Raw genomic sequence first — 23,955 nt, 5'->3', positions numbered from 1 at the left:
TCTCTCCGTACCGCGGTCTGTTGAGACACGTTTTCTTTACTCTCGCGCGGCTTTCGAGCGGGTGCAAGCTCCACGTGTTGCCCAGCACCGACAGGGGTGGGCTCGACGCGCCCGGTCACTGCAACGGAAGGACGTTTCTGGGGTCGCAGACCACGCTCACGCTCTCGGCGATGAGCGCCCCCCCACCGGCGATCTTGGTCAGATCGACGCCCTCGCGTACCCGCCGGACCTCGAGGTGGAGGTGCACGAGCTGGGGCGAGCCGGTGTCACCGACCCCTCCCACCGGAGCGCCCTCGGGGAGGCGGACGCCCGGCGAGACGGAAGGGGCGATCGAGTCGAGGTGACCGAAGAGCACGAGGTACTCTCGCGTCCTGCCGCCCTCGCGCACCGTGTGCCGCGTGATCACCGTCGTGCCGAAGAGGCGCCCGGTGAAGAGGACCTCGGCGTCTCCCTGTTGGTGCTCGAGCGCCACGAGCACGACCGGCGCCCCTTTCGTCTGCGGCAAATCGAGGCCTCCGTGCCCGACATGGCTCAGGGTTCGACCTCTTCGCTGCCGCTCGTCCGGTTGGTCGAGATCGTATCCGCTCACGACGTACTTGCCCCCGGGCAGCCCCGGTTGGACGGGGTAGCGGTAGGCCTCGTAGGCCGCCGGTCTCTCTGGAAGTTTTGGAATTTGTTCGTAAATCGCCCATCGACCCGAGCGATCGTGGTGGCCATTCGGTGCCGCCTCTTTCTCGGCGCCCTCACTCGTGTCGAGGGCCTCCGCTCGGACGCACGCGCCCTCGTCGGGCAGCGTTCCTTGCGGGCAAGGCGACGCCTCGGGAGCCCCCTCCGAAGCTTCGGGCGCGCGGGGGGGAGTCCGTCCCGTGTGCGCGCGCCCGTACCCCCCGGATGCCAGCACGAGCAGGGCTGCGGCAGCGACGAGCCATGCTCGGAACCCGGACGTCTTCGGAGGAGAATGCGAAGGGGGCATGACGAACGCCTCGAAATGGGACTATAGCGCGCTCATGGCGACGAAACTCGACGAGCTCTTCCTGGCCGAACGCACCGTGAGGCGACTTCATGCCGAGCTGGCCTCGCAAGGCAAGAAGCTGGTCCCCGAAATCGCGAAGCGGACGCGCGCCGCGCTCGAAGAGGGCGACACGGACGACGCGGCCGCCACTCTCGTCCGTCTCTCCGTGTTGCTCGGCGAAATCGAGGGGCCCGAGGCCGTCGATCTCCTCGTCGACATCCTGGGCGGCGAGAGCGCCGAAGCCCGAGCCGTCGCCGGGGAGGAGCTCGAGAACATCGCCTTCGAGAGGTTCAAAGAGGTGGCTCTCGGCATCGAGCGCGCGCTCGCACGGCTCCCGAAGGACAGCCCCGCCTTGACCGAGCTGCCCTACCTCCTCGCCGAGGTCGCCGAGCCGGGCTGCGTGAAGCTGCTCGGCAAGTTCCTCGCTCACTCGGAGGGCGAGGTCGTGGCCTCGGCCATCGAGGCTCTTGCGGAGCTCGGCGACCCCACGGCCGCCCCCCTCCTCGCGCCGCTCGTCCGTGACGGTCGCCAGGTCGAGGTCGACGACGAAGCCGAGGGGCTCCTCGTCACGATCGGCGAGCTCGCCCACGAGGCCCGCGAGCTGCTCGGCGAGGTCGAGACGAAACAGTCGGGCGGCAAGCCCCCGCGCCGCTGACCGGCGACGCCGATCCGGGCGCTTCGTGGCTAAAATAGGCAGAAGCCCTCTCGGGAAGGACGAGAGGGCTTCTTCGGTTCGGGGCGTTCGGAGGGTCAGCGGCAGAAGCCGTCGATGCACACGAGGGGGCTATTGCACGCGCGGCCCTGGGCCACGTCGCACTCGGTGCCGAGGTTCGAGTCCGAGCCGCACACCGAGTAGGTGCCCGACCCGGTCGTCACGCTCTTGCACACGTTGAAGCGATCGCTCGCGCGGCAGGCGTCGGAGGCGTCCGAGTCGCACGCGATGTAGCAGCTATGGCGCAGGCAGATGCTGCCCGCGGCGCACGCGTCGCGGAGGCCCTCCTTGTCGCACGTGAAGACCGGTCGCTGGTTCGGGATGCAGCCCCCGTCGACGCAGACGAGACCGGAGGGGCAGGTGTTTCCCGTGCCGCATGGGCTCACGCAGCGCTCCTGGACGCAGGTCGTGCCGCCCTGGCACTGGTTTCCACCTTCCGTGCAAGGGGTCGGGTTCTGGGTGCAGACGCCCTTGGAGAGGTCGCAGCCGAACCCGGTCGGGCAAGGCTTCGACGCCGAGCAGGAGGGCGTGCAGACGCCTTGAACGCACTGTTGGCCACCCGGGCATTGGGTCGCGTCCGAGCACTGATCCGCCGGGGCGGTGCACTGACCGGAGAGGCATTTGGCGCCGGCCGTCGAGGCGCAGTCGGCGTCCTTGTAGCAACCCGGCCCGGGGCCGGCGTCGTTGGGGGACGTCGGGGTGGTGCAGCGGAGCGCGCCGTTCTGGAGCTTGCAGACCTGAGGAGAAGGGCACCCCCAGTCGCCGCACGTCCCCGTGTGGCAGAGGGAATCGGAGCCGCACACCTCTCCCGCGCGGCAGTCGGCCGCCGAGGAGCAGCGGGTGCCGGTGCTCGGGGGCGTCGTCGTCCCGGGCACGCAGCGGCTCGACGAGTCGCAGCGGTAACCCGAGGGACACTCGGAGGCGCTGTCGCATCTCCAGTCGACGCAGCGGTCGTCGAGGGTCGAGTCCGGGCAGAGGTAGCAGGCCGTGCCGTCGCAGACGCGTGTGTTGTTGCGGCTGTCGGGGTAGATCGGACATCCGGCGAGGACGGCCGCGAGAGCGCCGAAAATTCCGACCGAAAGAGCTCGCTTCATGGCGTGGATCCTGGGAGAGGAGTTCGCGAAGGCGGCGACGCCGCGGGAGTCTGGCGCTGCCAAAGGCGGAGGCCTGCGGTGCGCACCCCCTGACTCTAGCAACGCCCGTGCCCCCGACCAAGGCTCGGAAAAACGGCGCGCTGAACGCCCGACGCGCCAAGTGGCCGGGTCGAGCGTATCCTGCGGTTCACGCGTGCTGTGGACCGTGCGTCATGTCGCCCCCGACTCGGACGGTCCGACGCGGCTTTCCTCGGAAAAGGGCTGGTAGGACGCGCGCTTGTGGTACCGTTCCAGCCCCCAGGCACCCCATGCACGTCCAGTGTGAGAGCTGCGCCACCCAGTACGAGTTCGACGACGCGCTCGTGAGCGGGAGAGGCACGACCGTCAAGTGCTCGAACTGCGGATACCAGTTCAAGGTGCGCAAGGCCGGGACCGACGATCAATGGCTCGTGACCACCGCCGACGGATCGACGTTCGTCTACGGCTCGTTGCGAGAGCTCCAGCGCGCCATTCTCTCGCGTCAGATCGACGTCAGCGACCTCCTCGAGCGGGGTGGGGTCGCTCCTCGCCCCATCGGGCAAATTGCCGAGCTTGCTCCCTTTTTCGACGAAAAGCGTCGGCTGTCGAGTGTCGCCCCCGAGGCCGACGGCCCGGCCACCGAGCGATCGGTGACGCCTCCTCCCGAGCGCCCCGTCGCGGTCGATCCCGACCGCACGGCCGCCACCCCGGCGCGCCTGCTCGAAGAGCACCTCGCCGCCACGCGGACCCCGGTGCCGCCCCCGCCGGTCGCGGTTCCCCCGATCTTCGCGACCCCTGGAGTGCCTACGCTTCCGGGCGCCGGCGCTTCGCCGCTGGCGTCCACGCTCGCGATGGCGCCGATCCGCCCCCGCGTGGGGACCGAGCCCGACTTTCTCGCCCACGTGCCGTCTCCTCGAAGCCTCGAGGATCTCGACGGCGACGACCTCCCCACGCGGCTCGCCGATGCCCCAGAGCCCCCGGGGCAGGCCTCCGCGCCGGCGCGCATCGACACGCCGTACGAGCCGAAGGTGGAGCTCGCCCCGGAGGTCTCGGCGCTCCCCGCTCCGCGTGACGCGTGGCGATCGTCGGTGGATTCCGCGGCGCCGATGGACCGCCCGATCGAGGTGACCTCGCCGCTCCCCCCGCCGGCTCGTCGCATCGAGGCGGGCCCCGAAGAGTGGACGGACTCGGGCGTGCCTCGCGCCTCCAAGCCGCGACGCTCGGTCGGCGGCCTCGTCGTCGCGGCGGTCGTGGTGCTCGGCATCGGCGGTCTCGCGGCGTACTACGTCCGCACGCACCCGTCCGAGAAGGTCGCCGTCGCGCTCGACCCCAAGGCCGAAGCGTTCCTCGCGGCGGGCGAAAAGGCCCTCACGGACGGCGAGCTCGATCGCGCGAAAGAGAACCTCGACAAAGCGAGCGTGCTCGCCGAAAAACATCCTCGGCTCCTCCTCGGGTACGCGAAGCTCGCCACCGCCCGGGCGGACGTCGCATGGATCCAGGTGCTCGTCGCGCCCGACCCGGGGGCGGTGCAACCGAAGGCGCGCGAGCTCGCAGCTGCAGCGCTCGAGTCGACGGACGCCGCGCTCGCCACGGCCCCCGACGACCCGTCGGTGCTCCGCGCGAGAATCGACGCCCTCCGCGCGAGCGGTCAGGTCGACAAAGCCCGCGCGCTCGTCGCGAAGATCACCTCGCAAGGGAACCAAGCCGAGACGGCCTACGTGCTCGCGACGCTCGACATGGCGAGCCCCGATCCCGTCTGGAGCACGGTTCTCCAGCGCCTTCGCCTCGCCGCTTCGTCGGAGGGAGCAGGGGGGCGCGCTCGTGCCGCGCTCGTGGTCGCCCTCGTCCGCGCAGGCGATCTCGAGGGTGCTCGCGGAGAGGTCGCGCGCCTCGAGGCCGGGGCCGCCGGTCACCCGCTCGTCGCGCCCCTCCGTGCCTACGTCGATCGTTCCAAGGGAGCTCCTGCCGCTTCCGTCGCGAGCGCCGAGGACGGCGGCGTCGCGGGGGTCGACGTGAGCAGCCTCAAGGCGCTCGGCGCGGGCGCACCTACCGATCCGCGTGTGCTCGTGTCGCAGGCCGAGATCGCGCGGAGCCACGGCAAGCTCGACGTGGCGAAGCGCCTCTACGAGCTGGCTCTCCAGAAGAACCCCACCGACTCCGAGGCCCTCACGGGGCTCGCGCACGTGGCTCACGCGCAGCGCGACGTCGGCACCGCGAAGGACGCCTACAAGCGCGCCCTTTCGCAGAACCCAAGCTACGTCCCCGCGCTCGTCGGTCTCGCCGACGTCGAGTGGGAGTCCGGGGATCGCGCGGCCGCGCAGAAGAGCTACCGAGAGATCGTCGAACGCTTCCCGGAGAGCGCCTACCCGATGCGCGTGAAGGTCCGCGCGGATGGTCAAGGCCCTGCGGCTCCGCAAGCGAGCGCGGCACCCACGGCGTCTGCGCCCACCACGCCGGCCGCATCCACCCCACCTTCCGACCCGCCCCCCCAAGCCCCCTCGGCAGCGCCGGTTCCCCCCGCCCCGTCACCCAAACCGGAGGAGCCAAATCCTTGAAACTAAAGGAAAATGGCATGGCGTCTCGGCTCGTCTCGGCGGCGCTCGTCGCCGGGCTCGCGGTCTCCATCGTCGGGTGCGAGGGGCGGCCCCGGGAGGTGCGAAAGTCCGACGCCCCCGCGCCGAAATCGGCCCCCCACGTCGCCGTCCTCGACGTCACCTCGGGCCTCCCGGAGCACGAGGACGCAGGGTTCCTCGGTCTCTCGGCCCCGAAGCGCCGCACGTTCTGGGACTTCCTCCAGGCCGTCGAAGGCATTCGAACCGACGCCCACGTGAAGGGGATCTTCGTCCGCTTCGGCGGCACCACGCTGCCTGCGGCTCACGCCGAAGAGGCTGGCGACGTGCTCTTCGAGCTCCGCAAGAAGGGGCTGCCCATCCACTGTCACGCCGACGGCCTCGGCAACACGGCCATGATCATGGCGGCCCGGGGCTGCACGAAGATCACCGTGTCGCCCGCCGGTGACGTCGACACCGTGGGGCTCGCGGCGCAGGTCGTCTACCTCCGCAAGCTCCTCGTCGAGGAGCTGAAGGTGTCCGTCGACATCCTTCAGGTGGGGAAATTCAAAGGCGCCGAAGAGCCGCTCACCCGGGACGGCCCGAGCGACGAGGCGCGCGCCTCCCTCGAGGGGGTGCTCGCCGATCTCCGCACCACCTGGCGCGACACCATCCGCGAGGGGCGGGCGAAGGAGGGCGTGGCGGACGCCATCGAGGACGGCCCCTATTCGCCCAAGGCCGCGATCGCTCGCGGAATCATCGACGAGGTCGGATACTCCGACGACGCTCTTCGCGGCCTCGAGAAGCTCGTCGGTGTCGAGCGTCACCGCGCCCGCTTCGGTGGCCCGGGGGTCTCGGCGGACGACGACGCGCTCGGCGAGCTCGTCGAGGCGATCGCGGGAGACGGCCCCTCGGCGGGCCCTGTCGCTCTCGTACGCGCGACGGGGAGCATCTCGATGGGCGGCGGAGGCGGGCCCTTCGGAGGTCGCGACGGGATCACGCAGAAAGAGCTGTCGCGCGAGCTCGCGGAAATCGAGAAGAACGACGATATCAAGGCCGTCGTCCTCCGCATCGATTCGCCCGGCGGCAGCGCCCTCGCGAGCGATCTTCTCTGGCACGACCTCATGCGGATTCGTGCCAAAAAGCCGATCGTCGTCAGCGTCGGCGAGATGGCCGCGAGCGGTGGCTACTACCTCGCGTCCACGGCCAACGTGATCTTCGCCGATCCGATGAGTATCGTCGGTTCGATCGGCGTCGTCGGCGGCAAGGTCGGGATCGGTGGGGCGCTCGAGCGGTTCGGCGTGCACGCGGAGACGTTCCCGGCCGCGAAAGAGAAGCCCGGGGCGGCCGCGCGCGCCGCCTACCTCTCCATGCTCTCGTCGTGGGACGACCCCACGAAAGCTCGTGTGCTCGAGACGATGAGCGGCATCTACGACCTCTTCCTCGCGCGCGTCGCGGAGGGGAGGAAGACCACCCCGCAGGCGATAGCTCCCCACGCGGAGGGGCGGATTTTCTCGGGCCGGGAGGGCAAACGCCTCGGCCTGGTCGACGAGCTCGGCGGTCTCCGAGACGCGATCGCGAAGGCGCGCGAGCTCGCGAAGCTGCCCGCCGACGCGCACGTGTCCGTATCGTTCGGTCGCCCGACCCTCCTCGACAAGCTCGAGGGCGGCGGCGGCTCCGAAGAGCGTGCGGCGATGCGCGCGCTCGGGCTCGATCTCGAGCGGCTCGTGTCGCGCGCGATGCCCGAGGTCGTCCCCTTCGCGACGAGCTTCTTGCCCTTCGTGGAGAACGAGCGCGTCGTGCTCGCGACGCCGTTTGCCGTGTGGATTCGCTGAGGGGGAGCCATGAGTGAGCCGTCGGTGTCGCGGGCGAACCAACCACCTATGTCGCAGGGTGTAGGACACGCAAAGCGGTTCTCGGCCGCCGTTCCGTCGCTCCAGCGGCGCAAGGGGCGTGGTGCGGACGAGGTCGCGATCGCGACGCGCCTTGCCGCGGCCAAGACCGACGAGAACCCCGAGGCCGAGCGGGCCGCCTGCCTCGAGCTGGCGCGCCTCCTCGACGCGCGTGGTCTCGGGCTGGGGAGCGCCGCGGAGCTGCTCGCTCGCGCGTCCGAGATCCTCGCGGACGCCGACACGTTCCGAAAGCTCTCGGCGCTCGAAGAACGCCTCGGACGTCCGGCGCGCGCCGCGGACGCGCTCGCTCGCTCTCTCGATCTCGATCCTCAACCGGGCGCGCGTGTTCGGCTCGGCTGGTTGCTCCTTCGGGCGGGCGAGCCAGGTCGCGCCGCTTCGGCGTTCGTGCGCGCCGCGAGCGAGAGCCCCGAGGCCTTGGCGATGGAGCTTCACGGCTCCCTGTCGTTCGGTGGCGCCCGCGAGGTGTCGAAGGAAGAGGGGGCAGGGGCCTACCTCGACGCGGCGGCGCGGCGGGCCACGGCGGGGCAGCTCGACGCCGAGCTCGACGACCTCGCGCGCGCGCTCGCGCTCTCGCCCTCTCCGGAGGGAGCCGAGCGGATGGCTCGCGCGCTCGAGCGCCGCGACCGCGCTGCCAGCGCAGATGCCTTTCTCGAGTCTTTCGTGCTCGCCATGCCGCGTTCGCCGGAGCGAGCCGAAGCGGCTCGGGCGCTCCGAGAAGCCCGGCTCTCCCGAGGGGACGTCCCTGGCGCGTTGGTGATGGCCCTCGCGGAGGGCCGCAGCGCTGGCTTCGACGAGTCCTTCGACGAGCTTCTGCTGCGCGCGGGGCTCCCGGAGCTGCTCGCCGAGCACCTCGGGATGTGCGCGCGGCGTTCGCCGACCGAAGAGGAGCGCGTTCGGTACCTCACGGAGCGCATGCGGCTCTACGCGGGGGTGCTCGCGAGCCCGGAGCGCGCGCTCGCGGCCACGGCGGAGCTCCTCGCCCTCGTCCCCCATCACGCCGAGGCCCTCGCCCGTCTGTCGGCGTACGCCGAAGAAGGAGTCGTTAGCCCCGGCGGCGTCGCGGTGCTCGTCGAGCGGCTCGCGCGCGGAGAGGGGCTCCCTGCGGCCTTCGGAGCGGCGGTCGCTCGCCTCGGAGAGACGACCGACAACCCCGCGCTCGTGGCCGTCGCCCTCCGCGCGAGCCTGAGGTCTTCGGACGATGCCTTCGCGCGGACCGCCCTCGCGTCGGCCGAGGCGGCGGCCGACGCACGCATCGCGGTCTCCCCGAGCGGCGCGACCGTCGCGCAGCGCCAGAGGCGAGCCTGGGTCATGGGCGTACGGCAGAGCGCCGACGACGCGGAGATCGGCGCCGAGTCGCCCGAGGCGGCCATCCTGCTCGTCGAAAGGGCTCTCTCCGCCGGGAGGTCCGAGCGTGCAGCGTCGCTCGTCGCTCGAGCGCTCGATCAAGCAGCGGCTCCCGAACGCCCTGTGCTCTCGGCCCTCGCGCTGCGCGCCGCGCTCTCGGCGGGTGGCCGCGCCGGGGTGCTGGTGGCCCTCGCCGAGCTCGGTGATCCGCCCCCGGAGGTCGCGCCGCTTTCGCTGCTCGCCGCCCTCGAAGCGGGCGACGACGCGTCCGTGGCTCGCGCGGCGGACGTGCTCCGGCGCGCGGTTCCACCTGCGACGGGCGCAGCTTTGGCGCGTGTGGCTGCGCGGGCCTATCTGGCCGCGGGAGACGGCGATCGCGCGCGCGCCGTCGTTCTCGACGCGCCCTCCCCGGGGCTCGTAGGCCACGCGCTGCTCGTCGAGGTGCTCGGTCTCGTCCACGGGGACGACGCGTCGGCCGAGAATCTCGCCGCGATCGAGCGAGCTGCGGCCGACCTTTGGCCGTCGGCCGAGCGAACCGAGCGCCTCATGGGCCTCGCGTACGCGTGCCGTGACGCCCCGTCCGGGCTCGCGTTCGGGCGACGGCTGCTCGGTCTTCGGCCGGGCGACACCGCGGCGCTCGGCGCGTTCCTCGAGTGCCTCGTGTCTCACAACGGCCCGTCGGAGATCGCCGAGACGATCGCGTGGATCCTCTCGCTCCCCTACGACGCGAGCACGCTCGCGAACGTGGTGACACGTGGCCTCGGCGCCCTCGAGAGCTCGGGCACCGCCGAGCTTCGTATGCGCGTCGCGCGCCGCGCGTTCGACGTCGTCGGAGCGATGGACGCGGCCGTCCGTGGGCTGCTCGTTCATACGGGGAAGTCATCGAAAGAATTCGCGTTTTCTGCCATGGTCCTTGAGCGTGCGCTCTCGTGCGGGGAGGGGCGGGGAGAGGCCGGCTCGGGGTACCTCGCCCTCGCGGATCTCTACGCCCTCGCCCTCGACGCCGACGGCGAGGTCCGAGCGCTCGCGACCGCCATCCGAGATGGCGCCGAGGTTCCTTCCCTCGAGGATCGTCTCGATCGCCTCTCGGCACAGAAGCTCGGGGGGGACGCCGAAATCGCCCTCCTCGACGTGCTCGCCTCCCGCGCGCCGGAGGCAGGCCCTCGCGAGGCCGCGCTCGCTCTCCGTCGCCTCGGGGCTGCGCTCTGGGATCTCGCGGGCGACCGCGCCGGGGCGGTCGCGGCATGGGTGGACGCGGCCCGGCGCGCGCCTTTCCGTGCGTCGACGACGCTCCGTCGGGATCTCGTCGACTTTGCGGGCCACGAGGACGCGCTCGAGTGTCTCTTGGCTCTCGCCGAGCACGAGCCAGACCCTGCGCGTTCCGGCAGCTTGCTCGCCGAGGCCGCGCACGTCGCCGTCGCCCTCCGCGACGACGACCGCACCTTCGATCTCGCGAGCCGCGCGCTTCGCCGGAATCCAGCGCACACCGACGCGCTCGCGAGCGCCGAAGCGGGGACGCGGGACGATAGGAAGGAAGGCGCTCTCTCGTCCCTCTATTCGCTCGTCGCCTCTCGCGCGCTCGGGAGGTTCGGTCGTCGCGCGGCCCACTACAGGGCCGCGCGTTTCTTCGAGGCCCGCGGCGCGTTTCCCCTCGCCGTGGAGCACGCGACGTCCGCGTTCTTGGCGGTGCCCTCCGAAGGGTCGGCCTTTCAGCTCCTCGCTCGCGCCGGCGAGCGAGCCGGGGACCCGAGCGCGGTTTTCCAGGCGGTCGACAGGCTCGCGGGGGTGACGAAGAGCCCGCAGGCGAGGGCGGCGTGGCTCGTTCGCGCGGCCGAGACGGGCGAGCCGACGTCCGGTGTCTCCGAGAGGGCCGACGCCCTCCTGCGTGCCTTCGTCCTGCTTCCGGATCCGGTGACGCTCGACAAGCTCGCCCGCGCGATCGATCGCCAGCTCACCCTCCTCCCTCAAGAGGCCGATCTCGTCGTCCTTCGCTTCGGCCGTGCCGCGCGCGCCGCCCTCTCCAAGGGGGAAGGTCCCGACGCCGCGCGCGTCGCCGTAAGGCTCGCATCTCTCGCGGTGGACCTCGCGCAAGACCTCGCGCTCGCGTGGGACTGTGTGGAGCGTGCGTTCTCGTGCGACGGCGACATCGACGAGTACCGGAGCCTCTCGCGGGTCGCTCCGCAGCTCGCCGAAGCCGAAGGGGGGAGGGCGGCGTTCGGACGCGCCGTGGCGCTCTCGGAGCAGCCTTATTCGAGCCTCGGTGCCGCAGCCTTCGCCTTCCTCGGTCGGGTCGCTTCGGCCTACGGAGAGGGCCCCACGGCCCGAAAGCTGCTCGTCACGTCCGCCGTCCGCGACTCGGACGACGACGAGAGCGTGGTGCTCGCCGACGAGGCCATCACGGCCCTCCCGGACGCTGCCGACGAGAAGCGCTTCGTGCGGGCGGTGGGCCCCGAGCGACTCGCGGAGGCCCACGGTCGGGTTGCCGACGCCGATCGGCAGCGAGGCGACAAGGTCGCGGAGCATCGTCGACTGGAGCGTGCCGCGGCCTTGCTCGGGGACGCCGCTCCGCCCGAGATGCTCGCGCGCCTCGCAGAGCTCACGAAGCTCGTCCCGCAGGCTCCCGTCCGTACCGACGACCTCTTCGCGTCGGCGCGTGCGTCGGCCGCGGCCGGGGATCGACGCGCGGCGACGGCTACTCTCGAGAGGATCCTAGCGACCGAGTGCCCGGTGGACGTTCGTGTCGAGGCGCTGCGCGAGCTCGGTCTCGTGAACGACGACGACCCGTCGCGTGCCGAAGGATACCTCGTCGCCGCCTTCGCTCTCGCGCCGTCGAACGACGATCTCGACGCAGCGATCGAGTCCGCGCTCTCTCTCCGAGGCGACTTCGCAGCCCTCGCGGAGCACCTCGGTCGTCGCGTCCGGCGCTTCGCGGGCGACGCCACGCGCGCCGAATCGCTGCGCATCTTGAGGCTGCGTCGCGCGGCGCTCCTCGAGCAGAGGCTCGGGTTGCTCGCCGAGGCGAAGGCCGAGCTCGAGGCGCTGCTCGAAGCCCACCCCGGTCACGCGAGCGCTCTGCGCTATCTCGCGGATCTGTTGGAAAAGACTGGCGATCTGGCCGGGGCACTCCGGGCCCTCGAGAGGCTCTCGGCGCTCGTCGCCGAGGACGTCGAAGCGCGCACGGAGGTCGACGTGCGGATCGCTCGGGTGCTCCTCGCCGAGGGGAAAGAGCAGGAAGCCAGGACCCGCGTCGAGGCGGTGCTCACGCGTGCCGAGAGCCTCGAGGCGACGGAGCTGCTGGTCGAGCTCGCTCGCCGGGGGGACGATCCTCGTCGCCTCGGGGACGCGCTCGCGAGGCTCGCGAGGCTCTCACCGGCCGACGCCGAGGGGAGGAGCGAGATCTTGGTGGAGTCGGCGCAGGCCGCCGCGCGCGCGGGGGACGTCGACGGGTCGATTCGTCGGGCGCAAGAGGCCGCGCGTGTGGCCCCGCACGCCGGCTCCGTTCAGCTCTTCGCTCGTGGGCTCGAGTACCGCACGCGCGGCGCCGGAGCACCCGACGAGGCGAGGGCCACGCTCTCGTCTCTCCAACACGTTCGCCCGAGCCTCATGCCAGCCGACGTCGCGCTCCGCGCGTTCCTCATGGCGGAGGCGCAGCGAGCCATTCCGAACGGACCGAACGGGCTCGAGCTCTTGCTCGAGGCGCGCGTCGAGTCGGGCCCGCACCCCCTGCTCTCGCTCGGGATCGCCGAACGGCTCGCCGCCCAAGGGCGCCATGACGACGCGCTCGTCGCGTTCGACGAGGCCATCGTCGGCCCTCTTCTCGGTATGCGTCGAACCGCCGAGGTGCGCCTCGCGGCCTCCGTGTCCGCCGAACGAATCGGGGACCTGTCGCGTGCGCTCTCCTACGCAGAGGGTGCGGTCGAAGAGCCCGAGCTCCGCCTGGCCGCCCTCGAGCGGGTCCGTCGGCTCGCGCTCGCCTTCGGCGACGTCGAGAAGCAGCGCCAGGCTCTCCGGCAGCTCGTGGCGCACCAGTCGGGAGATCTGCGCCTCGAAGCCTCGAAGGACCTCGCGGGATCGCTGCTCGCGTCGCCGGAGCCGGCGCATCGCGACGAGGGGCGACGCGTGCTCGAGGCGGCCCTGGCCGACGCTCCGCGGGGTCGCGCGGTGACGGACGAGATTCGGGCGTGGCTCGAGCGTCTCGACGCCGACGCCGCCTCCGAGAGCCCTCCTCCCACCGAGATCGCGTCCGAGCCCGAGCCCCTGCCCGAGGCCCCGCCGTCCCGCGCGACCATGCCTCAAGGGCTCCTCGTCGGGATCGCGGCGCCGCCCGAAGCTCGAACCGAGGGCACGGCGCTCGGTCTCGAATCGTCCGATCCTTTCCCCGAGGGCGCCTACACGGCGCGCGATCCTTTCCCCTCCGCGCCGCCGCCGCCGGTCGAGCCGGGGAGGGCTTCGACCGATGGCGTGGCCCCCGTCGCCCCGTCCGAGATCGACGTCGATGCCGAGCTCGCGGGGGCGGAGGCGTCCGGATCGATCCTTCGCGCCGAGCGAATCGCCGAGGTCTTCGCGAAAGGGAGACCCGACGTCGCGATCCGGGCACGCAGGCTCGCGGCGGAGCTCGCGCCCGGGGATACGGGCCGTCTCGACCTGCTCGCCCGCGCGGCCGCCGCCGACAACAACGCTTCGTACGTTCGTGCGCTCGAGCACCTCTCGGCGGCGATGCTCGGGGCCTCGGGCGCGGAGCCTCCGCCCCTCGCGAATCAAATCGAACAGCCCGGCGTGCTCGCCCTCCTCACCCGGCCGGGGCGCCATCCTGTCGTGGAAGCGTTCGGAATCGTTTGGGAATATTCGGCGAGCACGCTGACGCGAGGTGCTCCGCCGCTCGAGGGAGCGTCGCGCATCGTGGTCGGGGGAGACGCGCTCGAGAGCGGGCTCGTCGAGGCCTCGGCTCGGTTGCTCGGCCTCGGCGCGCCGCGTCTCCTTCGTCGGATCGACGAGGCTCGCGCCGTCTCGGGCGCCCGCGCCGTGCTCGGCACGCCACCTCAAGGTCTCGTGCTCGCGAGGCCCACGTGCGCGGCCGGGGAGCTCGCGTTCGCGGTCGGGTGCGCTCTCGCCGCGTCGCTCCCGCAGTACGTCGTGCTCCTCGGCCACGAGGCCTCCGAGCTGCGCACCGTTTTCCGCGCGATGCTGGGCGCCTTCGGGCCTCCCGAGGCAGCGCGGGACCTGGACCGCCCCGCGGCCATGCTGGGCGAGGCTCTGTGGCAGACGCTCCCCGCGCGGGCGCAGCGCAGGCTCTCGGAGCTGCTCGGAGCGGCCGACCTCTCCCAGCTCGACGCGGCGCTCGCCGAGGCGCGGCTCGCGACGTACCGCGTGGGCCTCTTCGTGTCGGGAGATTTCCGGGAGGCGGCGCGCGCGGTGCTCGCCGACTCGGGCATGGACCCGCGGATCGTCGAGCAACCGGCGCCGTTCGTCGAAGCGGTGAACCGCCTCGCGAGCCTCACGGACCTCTACCGGCTCGCCATGTCACCGACGATGGCCGATGCGCGGTTCGCCGTGCCCGCGCGCACGGGGCGGCCGGGGGCGAGGCTCTAGTGGCGAGGACGGCGCTCGCTCGGCGGGGAGTGGCCGTGCTCGCCGGTGTCGCTTCGGCCTCCCTTTTTGCGTGCATCATCGCCGAGCCGGTCTCCGATCTGCCGGAGCTCCCCGCGTTTCGTCCGGTGATCGTCCGCAGCTCCACCGTCCCCCAACCGAGCGCGGTTCTGGGCGTTTTCCCCGACAAGTTCGTCGTTCCGGTCGAGCTCGTCGACCCTGGGGTTGCCCTCTCGTGGCGGCTCTATATCGACTACAACCCCATCACGGGTGAAGGGCTCGACTCGTTCGCGGACGACCTCCCGGCGGTCAGCGCCGATCGGACTCGTGTGCTCGAGGTCCAGACGCGCCCGCCGGCGGACCTGTCGCGGTGTCACGTCATCGAGTTCATCGTCGCGCAGCAGTTTCAGGTGAAAGGGTTGGGCGGTGGCAAGAACGCCCACACCCCCATCGATCCGCCCGGCGGCGACGCGGTGACGTGGATCTACAGTCCGGGCGGCGATCTCCGAGGATGCCCCGTCGCGGACGCGGGGGTGCCCGACGCGAGGCTGCCCGACGCGAGCGATGCCGAGGGAGGCTCGTGAGACGCGCTTTGGCCGCGTTGCTCGCGACCGGAGGAGCCGCCGTGCTCGCGTGTGGGCCCATCGTCGGTCAGGCTGGCTCGGGCGCTCCGAAGAACGCCTGCGACGTGTCGGCGTGCGAGCTCTACGATCAGGAGGGCGCGCGACCGACCTGCACGAGCAGCGCCCGGTGCGAGGTCGCGGGGAAGCCGGAGTACCCGTACGTGCTCTCGATTTCGGTTCCCGACGGCTCGTTCTTCGCGCCGGGGCGGACCTTCCTGCTCCGCAGCCAAGACCTGCGCGGCGACGGCCTGACGTGCCTCTCGCCGACGTGCTTCACGCTGCCACCGATCGTCGAGGTGTCCGGCGAGTACAGGGTTTCGCCGACCGTGCCTCCGCTCGTCGGGTTCCCGCTCTCGGGGGTCGATGTGCTGCCCGCCCGCGTGACGTACTACCCCGAGATCGTGCTCGACGACGGTGTCCGGCGCGAAGCAAGCTCGGTCGGTCTGCCGTCGTCCGCGATCTTCGCCGACGTGCTCGGACCGGAGGCGACAGGGTCGGTGATCCGGTTTTTGGCCTTTGCTCCGGCCGGGGCCTACCGAAGGGTCGCCGCCCCGACGAGCCCCTTCGACGCCGCCTTTCCGCCCCTCTCGACCGACGTGCGTGTCGTTACGGAGGGCAGCCGTGAGGGCATCATTCCGTACTTCGGCGACCGGTTCGTCGTAGGCGCCGCTCCGAACACCCTGGACGACCCGACGGGAGAGGCGCACACGGCGCAGGTGAAGAGGAGCGCGGGGCTCGACGGATTCTTCGTCCACCTCCGCGACCGTCGCACCGAGCGGCGCCTCTCGTCGCTGCGGGCTCTTGGAGGCACCGAGGCGGCCGTTCGCCTCGACACGGTGGGGGAGAACGGTCCTGATGGTGCGCTCCGTGACGGGATCGACATCGTCGTGTCGCCCGACGAGCGCTGGGTCGGCGTCCCATCGCTCGTGGATCGCATCCTCGCCGGTGCAGGGTTCCGTCTCGAGTATCCCGAGGTCCCGGAGCCGTCGATCGTCCTCGGTCGAGTCGAGGGTGCGGACGCTACGGCGGCGAACGTCACGTTCGTGAGCTCGGGGATCGAGGTCCGCCCGTTCGGTTTCTCTCCGCAGCTCGTCTATCGCACCTCTCTTCGGACGGATGCGCTCGGTCGATTCGCGACGGTGCTCCCACGCGGGACCTACGAGGCCTTCGTCGAGCCCGAGGACGGGGCGCGGGCCCTCGGGAAGACTCGCCTCAGCGTCGTCGTCGCGCGCCCCCGCGAAGACGTCGTCTTGCGCGTCCGTCCACGGGGGACGGTGTCTGGAAAGGTGCGACTCGCCGATGGGCGTCCGATGGCGGCGGCCGAGGTGATGTGGGGGCCGTCCACCCGCAACCTTCGCGTCTCTCCCGCTCCATGGGAGAGCCCCCGCGCCGCTCGCACGCGCACCGCTTCCGACGGATCGTTCACGGTGTCCCTCGACGAGGGGGAGTACGACGTGACCATCGTCCCCGAGCCTGGCTCCGGCTTCCCTCGGTTCGTCGCGCCACGTCGCCCCGTGGGCCCCGACGCGACCACGATCGAGGACTTCGTCGTCGGCGCGCCCACGCGGGTCGCGTGGACGATGAAGGCGCTGGGCGGTCAGCCCATCGTTCGAGCGGTCGTGCGTGCGTTCGCCTTCGTCTCGGCCGATGTCGGCTACGTCGAAGTCGGTCAGGCCCTCTCCGACACGTCGGGGCAGTTCGAGCTTTTGCTCGGCCCACTTCCGAAATAGCCTTCGAGGAGCCCATGACACTTTCCGAAGAGCGCATCCCCTTCCTCGCCCGGCTCGTCGGAACGTCCGACGCGGAAGCCGGCAGGCAGTCGGCCTCGATCCTCGCGCTCGCAGGAGCGGCGTTCGGTGCGCGCCACGACCCCGACGCCACGGTGCCCACCGGCTTCGACCCGGCGGCCGTCGCGCTCTTCGAAGGGCTCGTCGAGTGCGCCTTTCTCGTCGCGCACGCCGATGGTGTGTTCGACGAGCGCGAGCGCGCCGCCTTCGAGCGCCTCGTCGTCGTCGCGTGCGACGGCGCCGTTTCGCGGGGCCAGATCGCGTCCCTCCTCGGGGACCTCGAGGCTCAGCTCGAAGAAGACGGCGAGGACACCCGAATTCGCGAGGCGGCGCGGTCCTTTCGAAGGCCCGCGCACGCCGAAGAAGCCCTGCGGGTGGCCGTGGTCATGGCGAGGTCGTCGGACGACGTGAGCGCGGAGGAGCGTCGAACGATCGAGCGGATCGCGTCGGCGTGTGGGCTACCCGCGGGCGCCGTCGACGAGGCCTTTCGCGAGGTCGATCACGTCCTCGCCGCGGTCACCAAAGCGCCCTGAGCCGGGCGAGGTGCGTCGCAGCCGCATCCGCCCTCAACGGGAGCCGTAGTCGAGAGCCTCACGCGACATCGCGTAGAGGCTCGCCTCCTCGTTCCGTCCCGCGTCGCGAGCGTCGGCCTCGAGGCGGGCGAGCACGGCGCGTTGATGAACGGCGAGCGCGTCGCGTCGGTCCGGGGGCGCATCCTCGAGGCGCGCCGAGAGCAACGCGAGCAGCTCGAGGCCTCGCCCGAGCAGCGTGAGGGCGGAGACGAGCTCGTCGACCACGTCGTCCCGCGTCGGATCGGCGCGGAGGAGCGCCGTCAGCACCTCGACGCGCTCGGAGAGCTCGGCCTCGTCGAGGCCTTCGAGGGACGGCGGCGGGGCGTCGACCACGGCGTGAGCGATCTCGGGGGCAGAGGCGACCTCGGGGGCAGAGGCGACCTCGACGAGCCCGGGCGTGTCCCGAGCGGGCCCCGCCGTTTCGGGTCGAGGGGCGAGTGACCTCTCGAGCTCGAGCAGCGCCGGGTCCATCGGCGAGATCGCGAGACCCCGCCGCACGGTGCGCAGCGCCCCGCCTCGATCGCCGAGCCGGTCGCGCTCGAGCGCTGCCGCGGCGACGAGGAGCGGGACGTGTTCGATCGTGCGCACCTCCTCCCGCAAGCGGGCGAACGCGAGCCGCGCGCCCTCCAGGTCGGAAGCGAGCGCCCTCACACGGCCCTCGAGGAGCCTCGCCTCGGGTGCGGCCGTCGTGCCCGCCTCGACGTCGCGCGCGCGCGCAGCCGCCGCGGGAAGGTCCCCGAGAGGATCCGCAAGACATCGGGCGAGCGCGAGGGTCGCTCGCGCGCGGTCCTCGGTCGAGGTCGAAAGCGCCGCCGCTCTCTCGAGCAACATCGCGCCGCGGCTCGCCTTTCCGACGCGCACGAGCGCGAGCCCCAGGCCCCCGAGGGAGCTCGGGTCGTCCGGCGTGTAGCGAACGGCCCGCTCGAGCGGCTCGATGCCTTGGGTCGGCTGACCGAGCGCGAGGTAGAGCTCCCCGATCTCGCGAAGGCAGGCGCTCTTCTCTTCGTGGGTCTCCGCGAGCGCTTCGAGCATGCCAGCGTGTGCCCGCGCTTCGTCGAGCCTGCCGACGGTGATCGCCTGGGCGAGCGCGGCGCGGTGCGCGAACCCGTACGCTCGAGCGTCTTGGGTCGCTTCGTCGAGCTCGCGAAGTGCCGCCCAGGGGTCCCCCGCGAGTCGCGCGGCGAGCTCTCGGAGCGTCGCTCTCAGGATCGCCGAGGGCTCACGGTCGGCGTCCCGCACGGCGCGCGCGAAGGCCCCGGCTCGATCTCCTGCCCGCTCCAGCAAACGCGCGGGGACGTCTCCCATCCTCAAGGGAGCGCCCTTTTCGGCCTCCCGCAGCGTCGCGAGGGCCGCCTCGGCGTGATCGGCGAGCGCGTCGACCTCGACGAGTCGGCGCGCGAGCTCGGGGTGGTGTGGCGCCACCGTGAGCGCGTCGAGCAGGGCGGCCCGATCGCCGACGTGCTCGTCGCTCGCCGCGGCCTCGTCGACCTCCCTCGAGAGGCGGGCGCTCTCCGCGGCGCGCACGGCGTTCGCTCCGCCGACGAAGCCGCGACCCTCCGAGAAGCTCAGCAGGATCCCTTCGTCGTCGAGCACGAGCTCGACGCTGCCCATGACCCCCGCCCGCGGAGCGCGGGCTCCGGCTTCCGGGAACAGCGAGGAAGCGATGGCCGCGGCGACGTCGGTAGCTCGGAAGACCGCGCCCTCGGCCGCGAGCCATCCTTGGGCGAGCGCGCGCATGGCCGAGAGCGCGAGCGGGGTCGCCGGTGTGCCGAGACCGGACCCACGAGCCTCGGTCACCGTCAGGCGCACGTCGCCGTCGTGGGAGGCGACCGTCACCTCGAAAACGAGGACAGCAGGGGTTCTCCAAATGCCCGAATGTACATGGGTTTTCGTCGAACGGCGTGGATCTTCGGCGATCTCGACCGTGACCTTGGACGCTGGGCCGTCCGCGTCGGCGCGGGCCCGGGAGAGCCGCACGCGCGGCGTGCCTTGGTGCACCACGTCGCGGAGCTTGACGGTGCACCAATCGGTGAGAGCCCTCCACGTGGCTGCGAGCCGAACGCGCCGGAGCTCGCCCCGACGGTGCCGGAACTTGGCGACGCCCCCCGAGACGTCGAGCGGGAAGCCGAGCCCGGGGAGGGCGACGTCGATCTCATCGACGACGAGCGGCCCGAGCCCGACCTGCCGCCCCAGGGTCAACCCGACACGGCCCGCTCCGAGGGCCAGGGCGAGCTCGACCCGCGCGGGGGCGCTCGGCGGCTTCTTCGCCGCTTTCTGCGCCTTTTTCGCCCGAGACGACCGCATCCGTCGGATCGTAGCCCGGTCGCGCCGTCGAGGTCGACTTTGCAGCCGCCCGACGGGGCGTCGTTCGTGCGCGCGGGGGTGCGTGGCGTGCCGGACGCTGCTAAGAGCCGGGCGCATGTTCGAGGACGACGACGAGACCGCGCCTCGGGGCCCGGTCGGGGTCGCGCGCCGGCTCCTCGAGTCGAGCGAGGCGCTCTCGGGCCGGCTCTCGTACGAGCGCCGCGACGGGCAGCTCGCGATGATGGACGCGGTCGAGCGCGCCCTCCGAGAGGACCGCCACCTCTTCGTCGAGGCCGGAACCGGCACCGGCAAGACGCTCGCGTACCTCCTGCCGGCGCTGCTCTCGGGGAAGAAGGTCGTGGTGTCGACGGCCACCATCGCCCTCCAGGAGCAGATCTTCTCGAAGGACCTCCCGATGGCGGCCGCGATCGCCGAGGCCGAGGGGATCCCCGTCCGCTTCGCCCTCATGAAGGGCCTCTCGAACTACGTGTGCAAGCGTCGCCTCGCGGAGGCGCTCGGCATGTCCCAAGGTCCCATGCTCCTCCGCCTCGCCGAGTGGGAGCGCGGCAGCGAGTCCGGCGATCGCGCGGAGGCCGCGTTCCTCCCCGAGGACGATCCTACGTTCGCCCAGATCGCGTCGTCGACGGAGACTCGGATAGGTGTGGAGTGCAAGTACTACGACGCGTGCCATGTGACACGCATGCGCCGCGAGGCCGAGCGCGCGAACCTCGTCGTCGTGAGCCACCACCTCTTCTTGGCCGATCTCGCGCTCCGATCGGGGCCGCGGGGCGACTTCGCGAGCGCTCTCCCCGCTTACGATGCGGTGATCTTCGACGAGGCCCAGCGCCTCGAGGCGGTCGCCACGGACTTCTTCGGAGTGAGGGTGACGAGCGCTCGCGTCGACGCGCTCCTACGGGACGCCGAGGGCACGCTCTCGGCGAGAGCGACCAAGTCGCCCGAGCTGCTCAAGGACGTCGAGGAGACGCACCGGACCGTCGAGCAGGCGCGGGTGGCCTCGACCGCCTTCTTTTCCCGTCTCGCATCCCTCGTCTCGACGGGGACCGAGCGCCGCCCTCTCGCCGAGGGAGACGTCTCGCACGAGCTCGTCGACGCCGCCGCCCGCCTCGATCTCGCGGTCTCCCTCGTGGGAGGGCTCGGTACGGGGCCGCGCTCCGACGAGGCCACCGAGCTCGTCGCCCGTCGCGCGGAGGACCTCCGCGCCGATCTCCGTGAGGTGCTGCTCGGCTCGTCCCGCGCGCGCTACGGCGGCCCACGCGAGCACGCGCCCGACCGCGTCGCGTGGGTCGAATCACGCGAGCGGAGCGTCGCGGTCGGCGCGAGCCCGATCGAGCTCGGGCAGATCCTGCGTGGTGCGCTCTTCGATCGCATCTCGACGGTCGTCTGCACGAGCGCCACGCTGTCGACCGCGCACCCCGACGGGAGCATCGGCTTCGAGTTCGCGCGTGCTCGCCTCGGGGCGCCGGCCGACACCCTCGAGCTCCGCGTCGATTCCCCGTTCGACTACGAGCGCAACGCGGCCTTCTTCGTCCCCTCGGATCTCCCCGAGCCCAAGGATCCGTCCTTCGAGGAGCGCTCGACGCAGGTCATCGTCGCCCTCGTCGAGGCCTCCCGCGGCGGGGCGTTCGTTTTGTGCACGTCGGTGCGCATGATGCGTTCCTACGCTCGATCCCTCCGAGACCGCGTCGCGTACCCCGTCATGGTCCAAGGCGAGGCCCCCAAGAAGCTCCTCCTCGCGCGCTTCCGGGCCTCGCGGGAGGCCGTGCTCGTCGCCACGTCGAGCTTCTGGGAGGGGGTCGACGTGCCCGGGGAGGCTCTCCGCCTCGTCGTGCTCGACAAAATCCCCTTCGCCGTTCCCACGGACCCCGTCGTCGTGGCGCGGTCGAGGCGTATCGAGGCGGAGGGGGGAAACGCGTTCGTCGAGTACTCCGTTCCGCAGGCCGCCATGACCTTGAAGCAGGGGTTCGGCCGCCTCATTCGCACCGAGCAGGATCGTGGGGTCGTCGCCTTGCTCGACGCGAGGGCACGCAACAAGGGCTACGGTCCGAGGTTGCTCGCGGGGCTCCCGCGGGCGCGCGCGTGCGCCACCGTCGACGACGTGCGCGCGTTCTTTGCCGAGAGCCTCGACGACGACCAGGCCTGAAGCGAAGCGACGAAACGTCCCGGTCGCGCCCGCGTGACGCTCGTGTGAACCGGGCGGGATCGCGCCGTCCCCCCCACACAGGGACCAAAGGTAGGAGCTTCCGTGCTATTCGGCAGGCTCGACAACGCCCCGGGCGAACCCGCCCGAGCGCACCCGAAGGAGCCGTCATGACCGAGATCAACGCCGTCATCGCCCGTGAAATCCTCGACTCGCGAGGAAACCCCACCGTCGAAGTCGAGGTCCAGACCGACAGCGGTCGCGGTCGCGCGGCGGTGCCGAGCGGCGCCTCGACGGGCGAGCACGAGGCCATCGAGCTCCGCGACGGGGACAAGAAGCGCTTCTTCGGCAAGGGCGTCCAGAAGGCCGTGGCCAACGTGAACCAGTCGCTCGGTCCGGCCATCCTCGGCCTCGACGCGCTCGACCAGGCCGAGGTCGACGGGATCCTCATCGAGGCCGACGGCACGCCCAACAAGGCGAACATGGGGGCGAACGCGATCCTCGGCGTGTCCATGGCCGTCGCGCGCGCCGCGGCCGACGCCGTCGGGCTCCCGCTCTGGCGCTACCTCGGCGGCGCGAACGCGCGCGTCCTTCCGACGCCCCTCATGAACATCCTCAACGGCGGCGCTCACGCCGACAACGGCCTCGAGATCCAAGAGTTCATGATCGCCCCCGTCGGCGCCGAGAGCTTCGCCGAGGCGGTCCGTATGGGCGCCGAGGTGTTCGCCGCGCTCAAGACCTTCCTGAAGGAGAAGGGGCAGACGACCGCCGTGGGCGACGAGGGCGGCTTCGCCCCGCGCCTCGGCACGAACGGCGAGGCCCTCGACGCGGTCCTCAAGGCCATCGAGGCGGCCGGCTACCGCCCCGGCGAGGACATCGCGCTCGCGCTCGACTGCGCCGCGAGCGAGTTCTACGACAAAGAGAAGAAGAGCTACACGTTCGACAAGAAGGTCCTCTCGCCCGACGAGCTCGTCGCCACGTACGCGGCCTGGGCCGAGAAATACCCGCTCGTCTCGATCGAGGACGGCTGCGCCGAGGACGACTGGGACACCTGGAAGAAGCTCACCGACAAGCTCGGCAAGAAGGTGCAGCTCGTGGGCGACGACCTCTTCGTCACGAACGTCGAGCGCCTCTCGCGCGGCATCGAGGCGGGCGTCGGCAACGCGATCCTCGTCAAGGTGAACCAGATCGGCACCCTCACCGAGACCCTCGACTCCATCCGCATGGCCACCGAGGCCGGCTACCGCAGCATCATCAGCCACCGCTCGGGCGAGACCGAGGACACGTTCATCGCCGACCTCGCCGTCGGCACCAACGCCGGCCAGATCAAGACGGGCAGCCTCTCGCGCTCGGATCGTGTCGCCAAGTACAACCAGCTCGTGCGTATCGCGTTCGAGCTCGGACGTGGCGCGGTCTACGCGGGTAAGAAGCCCTTCGTTCGCCGCTGAGCTCGGGGAGCACACCCCTCGAACGCCCCGCGTCGGCCCGCGCCGACCGGGGCGTTCGTCATGCCAGGCAAAAGAGCTCACCGAGCCGTTGGCCCGGGGCCGAGGACGTGGTCGACAGCGCGTTCGCGACGGCCGTGAGCGCGACGTCGAGCCTGGGCGTGAGGATCGCCTCGTCGTCGTGGGGGCTCGTGTCGGCGACGACGACGGCGAACGCGCGCGGCAGGGGAGCGCCTAGGACGGCGTGCTCGAGCACGGCGTGACCGAAGACGAGCGCGCGGCTGTTCGTCTCGGCGATCGCGCGCCCGAGCTTCGCCGGATCTCCGCGGACGACGAGGTCTTCGAGCACGCTCACCGTGGCCTCGCGTGCCACGATCACGAGGCCGCCTTCGTCGAAGAGGGCGAGCACGTCCTGGAGCCTCGAACGCGCGTTCGGCAGCCCGCCGTGCTCGCGAAAGTGGGCCTCGAGCTCTCCGCGATGTCGGCGGTGAATGGCATCCTTGGTGGCCGGATAGGTGGCGACGACCAGCGCGTTCATCGCGTCGTGCCAGGAGCCCTCGCGCGTGGGGACGCGTCGCGCCGACGCGATCCGTACGTCGTAGAGGTCCTCGAGCTTGCGGGGGCCACGCCTGCGCGCTTCGGGTTGGACCTCGAGCGCGAGATCGGTGCGCCCCGAGGCCCGGAGCGGAGCGAGCCACGCGGCGTCGAGCGCGGCGACCGAGGGGAGGACCTCGTTCGGCGGAAGCGCACCGCAGAGCCCACGGTATCCGTCGAACAACCCATGGGCCCCGAGACCCACCGGCACCCTCGGGCCCGCCGTCCGGACGAGCCGCGATGC

The 23,955-nt window shown here is 71.7% G+C and carries 13 protein-coding genes; 9 read left to right on the top strand and 4 right to left on the bottom strand.

Annotated features, from left to right (window positions below; all coding sequences use genetic code 11):
* Positions 1-115 precede the first annotated feature (115 nt).
* The gene (locus IPK71_23430) at positions 116-973 is read right to left on the bottom strand and encodes a M23 family metallopeptidase (protein MBK8216691.1); all 858 of its coding nucleotides are present in this window, start codon (positions 971-973) and stop codon (positions 116-118) included.
* Positions 974-1,007: 34 nt separating this feature from the next.
* Here IPK71_23430 and IPK71_23425 point away from each other — a divergent pair, with 34 nt between their 5' ends.
* Complete coding sequence (locus tag IPK71_23425; GenBank protein ID MBK8216690.1) at positions 1,008-1,667, top strand: HEAT repeat domain-containing protein; 660 nt, start codon at positions 1,008-1,010, stop codon at positions 1,665-1,667.
* Between the two features lie 95 nt (positions 1,668-1,762).
* Here IPK71_23425 and IPK71_23420 read toward each other — a convergent pair whose 3' ends face one another.
* The gene (locus tag IPK71_23420; protein ID MBK8216689.1) at positions 1,763-2,818 is read right to left on the bottom strand and encodes a hypothetical protein; all 1,056 of its coding nucleotides are present in this window, start codon (positions 2,816-2,818) and stop codon (positions 1,763-1,765) included.
* A gap of 308 nt (positions 2,819-3,126) precedes the next feature.
* Here IPK71_23420 and IPK71_23415 point away from each other — a divergent pair, with 308 nt between their 5' ends.
* Genes IPK71_23415 through IPK71_23390 form a run of 6 tightly spaced genes read left to right on the top strand, consistent with a single transcriptional unit; the run spans position 3,127 to position 17,171 of the window.
* A complete protein-coding gene (locus IPK71_23415; protein MBK8216688.1) occupies positions 3,127-5,391 on the top strand; it encodes a zinc-ribbon domain-containing protein in 2,265 nt (754 codons plus the stop codon).
* Positions 5,392-5,408: 17 nt separating this feature from the next.
* Positions 5,409-7,220, top strand: coding sequence for a S49 family peptidase (locus tag IPK71_23410; protein ID MBK8216687.1), 1,812 nt, complete (start codon positions 5,409-5,411; stop codon positions 7,218-7,220).
* A 9-nt stretch (positions 7,221-7,229) separates the two neighbouring features.
* Positions 7,230-14,231 (top strand): hypothetical protein, encoded by a 7,002-nt coding sequence (locus IPK71_23405; GenBank protein ID MBK8216686.1) that lies wholly within the window; start codon positions 7,230-7,232, stop codon positions 14,229-14,231.
* A gap of 35 nt (positions 14,232-14,266) precedes the next feature.
* Positions 14,267-14,812, top strand: coding sequence for a hypothetical protein (locus IPK71_23400; protein ID MBK8216685.1), 546 nt, complete (start codon positions 14,267-14,269; stop codon positions 14,810-14,812).
* A complete protein-coding gene (locus IPK71_23395; GenBank protein MBK8216684.1) occupies positions 14,809-16,581 on the top strand; it encodes a carboxypeptidase regulatory-like domain-containing protein in 1,773 nt (590 codons plus the stop codon). The genes IPK71_23400 and IPK71_23395 overlap by 4 nt, the downstream gene beginning before the upstream one ends.
* A gap of 14 nt (positions 16,582-16,595) precedes the next feature.
* On the top strand, positions 16,596-17,171 hold the full coding sequence (locus IPK71_23390; GenBank protein ID MBK8216683.1) for a tellurite resistance TerB family protein: 576 nt from the start codon (positions 16,596-16,598) through the stop codon (positions 17,169-17,171).
* A 33-nt stretch (positions 17,172-17,204) separates the two neighbouring features.
* Here IPK71_23390 and IPK71_23385 read toward each other — a convergent pair whose 3' ends face one another.
* Positions 17,205-19,514, bottom strand: coding sequence for a hypothetical protein (locus IPK71_23385; protein MBK8216682.1), 2,310 nt, complete (start codon positions 19,512-19,514; stop codon positions 17,205-17,207).
* Between the two features lie 115 nt (positions 19,515-19,629).
* Here IPK71_23385 and IPK71_23380 point away from each other — a divergent pair, with 115 nt between their 5' ends.
* Together IPK71_23380 and eno are read left to right on the top strand one after the other, a co-directional pair.
* Complete coding sequence (locus IPK71_23380; GenBank protein ID MBK8216681.1) at positions 19,630-21,675, top strand: ATP-dependent DNA helicase; 2,046 nt, start codon at positions 19,630-19,632, stop codon at positions 21,673-21,675.
* A 167-nt stretch (positions 21,676-21,842) separates the two neighbouring features.
* The gene (gene eno, locus IPK71_23375; protein MBK8216680.1) at positions 21,843-23,120 is read left to right on the top strand and encodes a phosphopyruvate hydratase; all 1,278 of its coding nucleotides are present in this window, start codon (positions 21,843-21,845) and stop codon (positions 23,118-23,120) included.
* Between the two features lie 58 nt (positions 23,121-23,178).
* Here eno and IPK71_23370 read toward each other — a convergent pair whose 3' ends face one another.
* On the bottom strand, positions 23,179-23,916 hold the full coding sequence (locus IPK71_23370) for a DUF3025 domain-containing protein (protein ID MBK8216679.1): 738 nt from the start codon (positions 23,914-23,916) through the stop codon (positions 23,179-23,181).
* Positions 23,917-23,955: the final 39 nt, after the last annotated feature.

The organism is Myxococcales bacterium (assembly GCA_016712525.1).
GTDB lineage: Bacteria > Myxococcota_A > Polyangia > Polyangiales > Polyangiaceae > JAAFHV01.
Note: the sequence above shows the minus strand (reverse complement) of the source record. Positions and strands in the feature narration are given on the sequence as shown.

Excerpts from the sequence above, each read along its gene's own strand:
- IPK71_23430 (MBK8216691.1), bottom strand. The coding sequence starts at position 973 with ATGCCCCCTTCGCATTCTCCTCCGAAGACGTCCGGGTTCCGAGCATGG.
- IPK71_23425 (MBK8216690.1), top strand. The coding sequence starts at position 1,008 with ATGGCGACGAAACTCGACGAGCTCTTCCTGGCCGAACGCACCGTGAGG.
- IPK71_23420 (MBK8216689.1), bottom strand. The coding sequence starts at position 2,818 with ATGAAGCGAGCTCTTTCGGTCGGAATTTTCGGCGCTCTCGCGGCCGTC.
- IPK71_23415 (MBK8216688.1), top strand. The coding sequence starts at position 3,127 with ATGCACGTCCAGTGTGAGAGCTGCGCCACCCAGTACGAGTTCGACGAC.
- IPK71_23410 (MBK8216687.1), top strand. The coding sequence starts at position 5,409 with ATGGCGTCTCGGCTCGTCTCGGCGGCGCTCGTCGCCGGGCTCGCGGTC.
- IPK71_23405 (MBK8216686.1), top strand. The coding sequence starts at position 7,230 with ATGAGTGAGCCGTCGGTGTCGCGGGCGAACCAACCACCTATGTCGCAG.
- IPK71_23390 (MBK8216683.1), top strand. The coding sequence starts at position 16,596 with ATGACACTTTCCGAAGAGCGCATCCCCTTCCTCGCCCGGCTCGTCGGA.
- IPK71_23385 (MBK8216682.1), bottom strand. The coding sequence starts at position 19,514 with ATGCGGTCGTCTCGGGCGAAAAAGGCGCAGAAAGCGGCGAAGAAGCCG.
- IPK71_23380 (MBK8216681.1), top strand. The coding sequence starts at position 19,630 with ATGTTCGAGGACGACGACGAGACCGCGCCTCGGGGCCCGGTCGGGGTC.
- eno (MBK8216680.1), top strand. The coding sequence starts at position 21,843 with ATGACCGAGATCAACGCCGTCATCGCCCGTGAAATCCTCGACTCGCGA.